Genomic DNA, 9,130 nt, shown 5'->3' with positions numbered 1-9,130 from the left:
TTGCTGCAGATCTCGCCAATATGACGACTTCCCAACTGCATAAGCTCAACCCAGGATTTAACCGCTGGGCAACCGCGCCTGAAGGCCCACACAATTTGGTGCTACCCGTTGAAAAAGCGGCGGCGTTTAAAATTGCCCTAAGCGAGACCCAAACTAGCGACAGGCTAAATTGGGAGCGTTATAAGATAAAATCAGGTGACAGCTTGGGCCTGATCGCCAAGCGTTATCGCACTACAGTGTCGGCGTTAAAATCAGTCAATAATATCAATGGCAATACCATTGTCACTGGCAAGTTTCTATTAATTCCTGTCGCAGCCAAGAATTTAGATGAGTATTTACTGTCAGCTGATCAGCGTAAAAACCGTAAGCAAAACAAGACTCGTGGGCAGCAGAAGCTAACATACAAAGTAAAATCAGGTGATTCACTTTGGAAAATAGCCAAGCAACATCAAGTTAAAATATCACAACTGGCAAGTTGGAATAGCATGGCGCCCAAAGATCCACTTCAAATTGGTCAAAAATTGGCGATTTGGACTGGAAGTCGCACGGCCAGTAAGCAAGGCTTAAGTGAAGTGATGCGTACGATTAATTATAAAGTGCGTAGCGGTGATTCATTAGCGAGAATTGCGAGCAAGTTTAACGTTAAGGTAAGCGATCTTGTGCGTTGGAACTCACTTGAGAAAAGTAAGTATATTCAGCCAGGACAAACGCTTAAATTATATGTCGATATGACAAAAGTGAGAGCATAAATAAGCTCAGCTAACTCTGAACGTTAGCACTGAGACCGTCCACTAAGTTCGAAAAACAAAAATGCCGATAAGTTTAACTTATCGGCATTTTTGTTTACCTGGTCAATATAGATGATTCAATCTACATCTTTCATTGGCCAAATAACGATGTGATCTTCCATATAACGAATTTTACTTTCGCAAGTCACTTTACCCGCAACTGACATTCCCGCTGCGATCATCGCGTCCTTTGAGCCTGTCTTTAACGGATGCCAAGTAGGCAAACCACGCCCTTCATTGAGACGTTTATAAGTGCAACTATCGGGTAGCCAAGTTAGCATCGCCAAGTTATCGATGGTAACTTTGGTACAAGATGGAACAAAGCTGAAACGTTGCTCATAATTCTGGCAATGACCCTGTTTGGCATCTAATAGCTTACACCCGGCGTTGGTGTAATAAAGTTCCTCGGTTTCATCGTCTATCAACTTATTGAGGCAACATTTACCACAGCCATCACACAATGACTCCCACTCCGTTGTGTTCATCTGTGCTAGTGTTTTTTCATTCCAAAATGCCATCTAAAATCGTTAACTCTATTCTGCTCAAAGAGACGCTATTGTACACCAGCAATATGTTCTCTTGCACTACAGTTCAAGCCATAAAAATAGGTTTGCTTAGCTAAATTGACACTTGGCTTATATGTGGCGCATACAAAAATAGCGGCTTAAAAGCCGCTATTTTTATATTACCGTTAACTGATCGGTGGGTACTTAATTTTTTCTGAAAGATAAGTCACTGAAATGGCAAAGTAGTTCGATTTATTCCAACGTAGTAATCCGCGATAGTTATCGTATACCAAGTATTTTCGACCTTTCGCACCATCTGGCATCACCATAGAGATCATCATGTCATCTCGGTTGGGAAGATCGCTACCATTAAATCGTCTAACACCTAGCGTTTGCCATTGTGAAAATGTTTTCTTAACCGCTAAATCTGCCAGGGTATTGTCAAATGTATCAGGGACTTTAACTTGTCGGCCCCACGTTTCAGACTCTTTCCAACCGGCTTGCTGCAGGTAATACGCTGCGGACGCAAACGCGTCACTGGCGTTGTTCCAAATATCTTTTTTACCATCACCGTCGCCATCTTGAGCGTAAGCTAAAAAGGAGGTGGGCATAAACTGAGTTTGCCCCATTGCCCCAGCCCAAGAACCTTTCATCTCTTCAAAGGAAAACTGCTCTTGTTCAGCGATTTTAAGCGCTGCAAAAAATTCCTTTTTGAAAAAGGCTTCTCGGCGACCTTCATAAGCTAATGAAGCTGTTACCGATAACACTGGATAATTACCGGTTAACTTGCCGAAGTTTGACTCTACTCCCCACAAAGCCACTATAAATCGAGGTTGCACGCCGTATAGCTTACCAATGCGCTCAAGCTCTACTTGATGAGTTTTGAACAAATTACGTGCTTTATCAACTTTCCACGCAGGAACCACTCTTGGAAGGTAGGTCTCTAACGTTAACTTTGTTTCCGGTTGTGCTTTATCAGAGGCTACCGCTTTCTTAAACATTTTGATTTTGGGAAAAACATCATCAATGATCTGTGTGCTAACGCCCTGCTCCACAGCTTCTTGTTTTAGCTGAGCAACATAATCGCTAAAGCTACCTCTATCGGTAGTGTTGGCATGACTTACCATCGCAGTAAAAGAGAGCATTAACCCACACGTTAATGTAAAAGCCTGTTTATTCAGTAGCATAAATACTCCCTTTGTCCTGACTAAATGCTGTTAATCAGGGTTATAACCAATATCTTTCTTATGTTGTTCTAACAAATTAATCACAGGTGGCGGTAGCTGTAAATAAAATCCTTTGGCATTTAATTCGGATTCCACTTTTTTGATATCAGCAAAACCTAAATGATCGCGCTTTACCAGCGGCAACATCATCACTAATTTAGGTACGCCAAACATCTCCATTAGGGCGTCAGGAACGCGTTCAAAATGATCACGTTTTTCAACAAAAAGATAGCTATCCGCTTTTCTTAAACTTTTATATACAGCACAGATCATATACGACTCGATTTCCAGACTATTCAACTTGCCAGCTTATGCCACACACTATAACATGGACTGTTAGGAATATAATGGATATCAGCGATACGCTGACTTTTCTAGAGAGTTATACAGGAATGCAAACACCCCGCCTCGAATTAAAAGGCTCCTCTTTTACTCTCTCTGTTCTGCATATTAATAGTCAGGATATGGCAGTTATAACAGCGGAGTTAGACAGTAAACTTGCTATTGCACCTCAGTTTTTTCTTGGTGCGCCTTTAGTGGTTAATTTAAGTGCCATTAAAACGAGTAATTTCGACTTATTAGGCTTGAAAGAAATTTTAACCAGCCGCCAGCTTATTATTGTTGGGATCACGAGTGCCTTGCCTGAAATTAACGAAATGGCTAAATCAATAGGATTAGCCATTATTAAATCAGGCAAAGCAGCTTCTAACCAACCTCAGATGCCAAAAACCACCAAAATCGTCAAACAAAACATCCGTTCAGGTCAGCAGATCTATGCTAAAAACGGTGACTTGATTGTGATAGGTGCTGTAGGCAATGGTGCAGAAGTGATAGCAGATGGCAGTATCCATATTTATGGCACGCTGCGAGGAAAAGCAATGGCTGGCGCCGCGGGTGATAGAAATGCCGTGATAATGGCGCAAAAAATTGAAGCTGAACTAGTATCGATTGCAGGTCAATACTGGTTAACTGAAAATCTTCAACAAAACGGAGCCGCTCAGAGCGGTTGTATTCGCCTAGAGGGCGAATCGCTTACGGTTGAATCATTGCCTCTGTAAGAGCGCAAATAAAAAGGAATAACAAATGGCGCAAATAATTGTTGTCACGTCAGGAAAAGGCGGTGTGGGGAAAACAACCACAAGCGCAGCTATTGCCACCGGCCTTGCATTAAAAGGTCATAAGACCGTCGTCATTGATTTTGATATCGGTCTACGTAATCTAGATTTAATTATGGGTTGTGAACGACGTGTCGTTTATGACTTCGTTAATGTCATTAACGGTGAAGCAAATCTAAACCAAGCACTGATTAAAGACAAACGTTGCCCTAAGCTATTTGTATTACCAGCATCTCAGACGCGCGATAAAGATGCGCTCACCAAAGAAGGTGTGGGCACGGTACTTAATAACTTAGCGAAAGATTTCGACTATATCATTTGTGATTCTCCGGCGGGTATTGAAACAGGTGCCATGATGGCGCTTTACTTCGCGGATATCGCCATTGTAACCACTAACCCAGAAGTAAGCTCGGTTCGAGACTCGGACCGTATTCTAGGGATGTTGCAAAGCAAGTCTAAGCGGGCTGAAGAAGGACTTGAGCCAGTAAGAGAATACCTTTTACTGACTCGATACTCCCCAGCTCGTGTCAAGACTGGCGAAATGCTCAGTGTGGAGGATGTTGAAGAGATCCTCGCCATCCCGCTATTAGGTGTTATCCCTGAATCACAAGCTGTATTAAAAGCGTCGAATTCTGGTGTACCTGTTATTATTGATACAGAGAGCGATGCTGGTATGGCCTATAGCGATGCTGTAGAGCGATTGCTTGGTGAAGAAGTGCCTTTCCGATTTATTACGGAAGAGAAGAAAGGTTTCCTGAAACGAATTTTTGGTAGCTAATTATGTCATTACTTGATTATTTTAAAACGAAGAAGACCCCGAGTACTGCTGCAACCGCCAAAGAACGTTTGCAGATCATTGTCGCCCACCAGCGTGGTGAACGCGATGCACCCGATTATTTCCCGCAAATGAAGCAGGAGATCATCGACGTTATTCGCAAATACGTAAAAGTAGGAGCCGATCAAGTGTCAGTGCAACTTGATCAAAATGACGACAACTTATCGGTATTAGAACTCAATGTAACCTTGCCAGATCAAGGATAACGAGTAAAAGGTGCAACCGGCATGTCTTGGCTATGTGACGGCGCTTTTATCGCTCCACGTTGATTTAAGGTGACCTATAAAAGTCACTTTTAGCAGATAAAAAAAGCCCGCTATATGCGGGCTTTTTTGTCAGTCTAATATTTGAGACTAAAGCTCTTGAGCAGAGCTGTTGATATAACGCAACGCTCTACAACGCAAGCGCGTTAAGTGCGTCGCTAACCACCGTTTTACGCCAGCCACTTAATACTAAAGGCAGCTTACCTTTTTTGCCATCCCATACCCATTCCAGATATTCATGGATCAATTTCTTCGAACCAAGTTGCTCAATCGGTACATCTTGCGCTTCAGCTTGTTCAGCTATGCACTGTTTAATACTCTTAAAGGCCGCTTTATAGCCCGTCTTAAGCGCTAAAACATCCAATGCTTTAGGGAGGTCGTCAAAGTTAACGTTTTCGATGATATTTAAGATATCTTTACCATGAATACGTTTTTCTTGTTCTGTAACCTCAGTCATTTTATACAGTTCATTAGACGTTTTCGGCATCTTTTTCGCCAAAGCAATCAGAGCATGATCTTTAACCACAAAGCCTAATGCTAAATCTTTAACTAACGCTCGATTTAAACGCCAACTTGCTAACGCTTTCAATACGGCTAACTGCCGAGGCAACAACTGAAATGCATTTTTAACTTTAAGATAAGCCACTTCTGGAGCGGGAGCATCAAGTCGACCTAACGTCATCCGCTCTCCATCTTCATAAACCCAATCTAATCTTCCCTGAGACTCAAGTTTTTCGACTAACTGAGGGTAAAGTTCGTACAAGTAATAGACATCATTCGCAGCGTAGCTTAATTGAGCTTCAGTTAGAGGACGTTTCAACCAATCGGTGCGAGACTCACCTTTATCCAGCTTTATATCAAGAGTTTGATCTACCAATTTGGCGTAACCTAAACCATACCCCATACCACAAAGGCCTGCTGCTATTTGACTATCAAACAGACGATTAGGTTGGCAGCCACCATTATTGGCAAAGACCTCTAGATCTTCACTGCAAGAATGGAGCAGTTTGATAATATTGTCATCGGTTAACAAGCTCCAGAACAAGCTAAGGTTACTGACTGCAACGGGATCGATTAATGCTAACGTTTTACCGTCATAAGCTTGAATAAGCCCAAGGCGAGCATAATAAGTGCGAGTCCTTACAAACTCAGTGTCTATCACAAGTAACTTGGTTTCACGGTATTGCGCTACGAGCGCCGCTAAACTGGCATCATCGTCAATATATTGAAACGCTAACAAAGTCTTCTCCAAAAATCCTGAAATAACCTGAATTCGGTCTAGAAATGCTAAAACCGGCATATGCCGGCTTTAGTTTATAAAAAGTGGCGATTACCACTAATGATCAAGAGTGCTAATCGTTCTTAGCTTCATCTCTTAATTCACGACGTAGGATCTTACCTACATTCGTTTTGGGTAATTCATCTCTAAATTCTACCAGCTTAGGAATTTTATATCCCGTCAAATGTACGCGACAATGCTTGATAATGTCCTCTTTGGTTAAAGATTTATCGTTTGTCACCACAAATACTTTCACCAGCTCACCCGAAGCTTCATGCGGTACACCCACAGCGGCGACTTCGATGACTTTAGGATGTAGAGCAATAACCTCTTCAACTTCATTTGGGAATACATTAAACCCTGAAACTAAAATCATGTCTTTTTTACGATCGACAATAAAGAAAAAGCCTTTCTCGTCCATATAACCAATATCACCAGTGGCTAAGTAGCCCCCTTTATCGATGACATTAGCGGTTTCTTCAGGACGGTTCCAATAAGCCACCATCACCTGTGGACCTTTGGCAAATAGCTCTCCCGTCTCGCCTTGTGCTAACACTTTACCGTCATCATCTCTAATTTGGATGTCAGTGTTAGCCACAGGGAAACCAATAGAGCCATTGTAGCCTTCCAGATTATAAGGGCAGCATGTCACCAATGGTGAGGCTTCTGTTAGGCCATAACCCTCTAGTAAACGTGTCTTAGTGATCCCCTGCCACTTGTCTGCGACTGCACGCTGTACCGCCATGCCGCCACCAATAGACAGTTTTAAGTCCTTGAAATCGAGCTTAGTAAACGCTTCTGAGTTAACCAATGCATTAAATAGCGTGTTAACCCCTGTTAATGCCGTAAATGGATGTTTTTCAAGTTCGCTAATAAAGGCTGGTAGATCTCTTGGATTAGTGATCAGCAGGTTATTTGCGCCTTTATGCAAGAACAACAGACAGTTAACGGTTAATGCAAAAATATGATAAAGCGGTAGTGCGGTAACAACAAACTCTTTACCATTAACCAGCAGCGCCCCATAAGAAGCATCAGCTTGAAGTAAGTTGCTCACCACGTTGCCGTGACTCAACATCGCACCTTTAGAGACACCCGTAGTGCCACCGGTGTATTGTAAAAAGGCTAAGTCCTCTTTTTTCACAACGGGTTTTACATATTGTAAGCGACGCCCTTTTGAAAGGGCTTTACGCATCGAAATGGCATGTGGCAAATGGTATTTAGGCACCATCTTTTTAATATACTTAACCACAAAATTGACCAGGGTACGTTTAGGCGCACTGAGTAAGTCACCTAACCCCGTTAATATGACGCTTTCGACGGGTGTTTCAGCAACCACTTTATCTAACGTATGAGCGAAGTTAGATACAACCACAATCGCTTTAGCGCCAGAGTCCGTCAGTTGATGTTTGAGCTCACGAGGTGTGTAGAGTGGATTGACGTTAACCACAACCATACCTGCGCGTAATATGCCAAACAAAGCGATGGGATATTGCAGTAAGTTAGGCATCATAATAGCAACACGGTCGCCCTTACTTAGCTTTAACTCATTTTGCAGATAAGCCGCAAATGCTCGACTACGCTCTTCCAGTTTACGATACGTCAAGGTCGCGCCCATATTTACAAATGCGGGCTGATCTGCATATTTAGAAACCGATGTTTCAAATAGATCCACTAGCGAAGCATATTGCTCCACATCTATTTCAGAAGGTACATCGTCTGGTAGATTATCAATCCAAAGTTGGTCCACAAAAATCTCCTAATATTTCCACCTAATGGAAACAATACCTCAACGGTCGTTTGCAGCTTGCCAATAAACAAGCTAAACACTGTTAAATCTTTATATTTATAAGAAACGCCAATAAATCATACAAGCGTTTAAATTTTGATTATCATCACATAAATAAAACAAAAAACCTAGTCTCTTTTTTTGCCTTTAGCAGCCAAGAATAATTCAATTGCTAAAGCAACCTCTTTCGCATTACCCATATGAAGATGATGATCTCCCTCAAGTTCCATGACTTCAAGCTGTTTAAACCAACGTTGAGCAGTAGGTATTGCACTGTTCAGTTGGGAAAATCCCTGATGGCCCAAAACAAGTAATGTTTCGACTTCATGTTCTTGCATTAATGCGTCAACTTGGGTGTAAGCGAGTCTTAATGGGGAATCTAACTTTAAGCGGGGATCACTGCGCCAGCATACTCTAGAATCAATTTCTTTCATATTACGTTGAGTGATAATTTCGCACCATGCCACATCTAAAGCAGTAAGTTTATGGCGTGCATTGACAGCGACAGAAATATCTTTATAGGTGCTGGAATTATTTAGCTTATTTTGTCGGTAACGCTGATGTGCAACAAAGCTATTGTTGAGCCGCTGCTTAAGTTTACTCTCTTTTTCATAAAGCGGGGACAAGGCTTCAATAAGGATCAATTGACCCACTTTATTCGGAAATGCAGCCGTATAGGCTGACGCAATAATCCCTCCTAAAGAGTGTCCTAAAATCGCAACGGGTTGTTGATGTTGGGGAAGTGCATCTAACAATGCATCTAAATCGTAGAGGTAATCAATCCAGTGCAGCGGGTATTTACCTGGTCGGTGCTCAGATAATCCATGACCAGGCCAATCAATCGCCATTATTTGGTAGTTGGTTAAATAACGGCTTAACGGCAGAAAACTATTAGCGTTGTCTAACCAACCATGCAAAGCCAATATTAATGGCTTGTCCTGCGTGCCCCATACTTTCGCTGCTAACGTAATATGAGGTAATTGAATTGTTATTTCGTTTTCTTTTTCGCAGGACAGATCCATATTATAATTATTTTTTAGTGAACTTGAGCGTCATTCTATCGCTTTCACCAATGGCGAGATACTTATCTTTATCTTGATCATCAAGCGCTAAGCGCGGTGGTAATGTCCAAACTCCTTTTGCATAATCTTTTGTATCTTTAGGATTAGCATTAATTTCTGAGCTTTCAACAAATGTAAATCCCGCTTTTTTAGCCAGCGCTATCATTTCCGCTTGATCCATGTAACCCGTTTTAGCATCCATACCAGGGTTCGATCGATGTTCAACGATACCGAAAGTTCCGCCTGACTTAAGCACTTTATAAGCAGAGTC

10 protein-coding genes and 1 pseudogene are annotated in these 9,130 nt (G+C 42.0%); 4 read left to right on the top strand and 7 right to left on the bottom strand.

The features are described 5' to 3' along the window. The coding region (locus CXF82_RS10040; protein WP_145991679.1) for a lytic transglycosylase at positions 1-749 on the top strand (749 nt) is incomplete at its 5' end. A 116-nt stretch (positions 750-865) separates the two neighbouring features. On the opposite strand, the gene CXF82_RS10035 is transcribed toward CXF82_RS10040, so the two are convergent. The 3 genes from CXF82_RS10035 to CXF82_RS10025 form a co-directional block, all read right to left on the bottom strand. Next, positions 866-1,306, bottom strand: coding sequence for a YcgN family cysteine cluster protein (locus CXF82_RS10035; protein WP_102044123.1), 441 nt, complete (start codon positions 1,304-1,306; stop codon positions 866-868). Between the two features lie 173 nt (positions 1,307-1,479). Continuing rightward, positions 1,480-2,439 (bottom strand): lytic murein transglycosylase, encoded by a 960-nt coding sequence (locus CXF82_RS10030; RefSeq protein WP_374702329.1) that lies wholly within the window; start codon positions 2,437-2,439, stop codon positions 1,480-1,482. A 72-nt stretch (positions 2,440-2,511) separates the two neighbouring features. Continuing rightward, on the bottom strand, positions 2,512-2,793 hold the full coding sequence (locus tag CXF82_RS10025) for a YcgL domain-containing protein (protein WP_102044122.1): 282 nt from the start codon (positions 2,791-2,793) through the stop codon (positions 2,512-2,514). A 119-nt stretch (positions 2,794-2,912) separates the two neighbouring features. On the opposite strand from CXF82_RS10025, the gene minC reads away from it, so the two are divergent. From minC to minE, 3 genes are read left to right on the top strand one after another with little or no spacing between them, the layout of a single operon-like run. Further along, a complete protein-coding gene (minC, locus tag CXF82_RS10020; protein WP_101091906.1) occupies positions 2,913-3,578 on the top strand; it encodes a septum site-determining protein MinC in 666 nt (221 codons plus the stop codon). A 25-nt stretch (positions 3,579-3,603) separates the two neighbouring features. Then, positions 3,604-4,413 (top strand): septum site-determining protein MinD, encoded by an 810-nt coding sequence (gene minD, locus CXF82_RS10015; RefSeq protein ID WP_101091860.1) that lies wholly within the window; start codon positions 3,604-3,606, stop codon positions 4,411-4,413. A 2-nt stretch (positions 4,414-4,415) separates the two neighbouring features. Further along, entirely contained in the window at positions 4,416-4,676 is a 261-nt protein-coding gene (minE, locus tag CXF82_RS10010; protein ID WP_101091859.1) for a cell division topological specificity factor MinE, read from the top strand. Between the two features lie 187 nt (positions 4,677-4,863). Here minE and rnd read toward each other — a convergent pair whose 3' ends face one another. The 4 genes and pseudogenes from rnd to CXF82_RS09990 all read right to left on the bottom strand — a co-directional run. Continuing rightward, positions 4,864-5,973 (bottom strand): ribonuclease D, encoded by a 1,110-nt coding sequence (rnd, locus tag CXF82_RS10005; RefSeq protein ID WP_101091858.1) that lies wholly within the window; start codon positions 5,971-5,973, stop codon positions 4,864-4,866. A 112-nt stretch (positions 5,974-6,085) separates the two neighbouring features. Then, complete coding sequence (fadD, locus tag CXF82_RS10000) at positions 6,086-7,759, bottom strand: long-chain-fatty-acid--CoA ligase FadD (RefSeq protein ID WP_101091857.1); 1,674 nt, start codon at positions 7,757-7,759, stop codon at positions 6,086-6,088. Positions 7,760-7,926: 167 nt separating this feature from the next. After that, complete coding sequence (locus tag CXF82_RS09995) at positions 7,927-8,820, bottom strand: alpha/beta fold hydrolase (RefSeq protein WP_101091856.1); 894 nt, start codon at positions 8,818-8,820, stop codon at positions 7,927-7,929. A gap of 7 nt (positions 8,821-8,827) precedes the next feature. After that, positions 8,828-9,130 (bottom strand): annotated as a pseudogene (locus tag CXF82_RS09990) (methyltransferase); the annotation flags it as partial.

Origin of the sequence: Shewanella sp. GutDb-MelDb (genome assembly GCF_002836075.1) — a bacterium.
Lineage (GTDB): Bacteria > Pseudomonadota > Gammaproteobacteria > Enterobacterales > Shewanellaceae > Shewanella.
Note: the sequence above shows the minus strand (reverse complement) of the source record. Positions and strands in the feature narration are given on the sequence as shown.

Coding starts and splice junctions, on each gene's coding strand:
- minD (WP_101091860.1), top strand. CDS start 3,604: ATGGCGCAAATAATTGTTGTCACGTCAGGAAAAGGCGGTGTGGGGAAA.
- CXF82_RS09995 (WP_101091856.1), bottom strand. CDS start 8,820: ATGGATCTGTCCTGCGAAAAAGAAAACGAAATAACAATTCAATTACCT.
- CXF82_RS10035 (WP_102044123.1), bottom strand. CDS start 1,306: ATGGCATTTTGGAATGAAAAAACACTAGCACAGATGAACACAACGGAG.
- minE (WP_101091859.1), top strand. CDS start 4,416: ATGTCATTACTTGATTATTTTAAAACGAAGAAGACCCCGAGTACTGCT.
- minC (WP_101091906.1), top strand. CDS start 2,913: ATGCAAACACCCCGCCTCGAATTAAAAGGCTCCTCTTTTACTCTCTCT.
- CXF82_RS10025 (WP_102044122.1), bottom strand. CDS start 2,793: ATGATCTGTGCTGTATATAAAAGTTTAAGAAAAGCGGATAGCTATCTT.
- CXF82_RS10030 (WP_374702329.1), bottom strand. CDS start 2,439: ATGCTCTCTTTTACTGCGATGGTAAGTCATGCCAACACTACCGATAGA.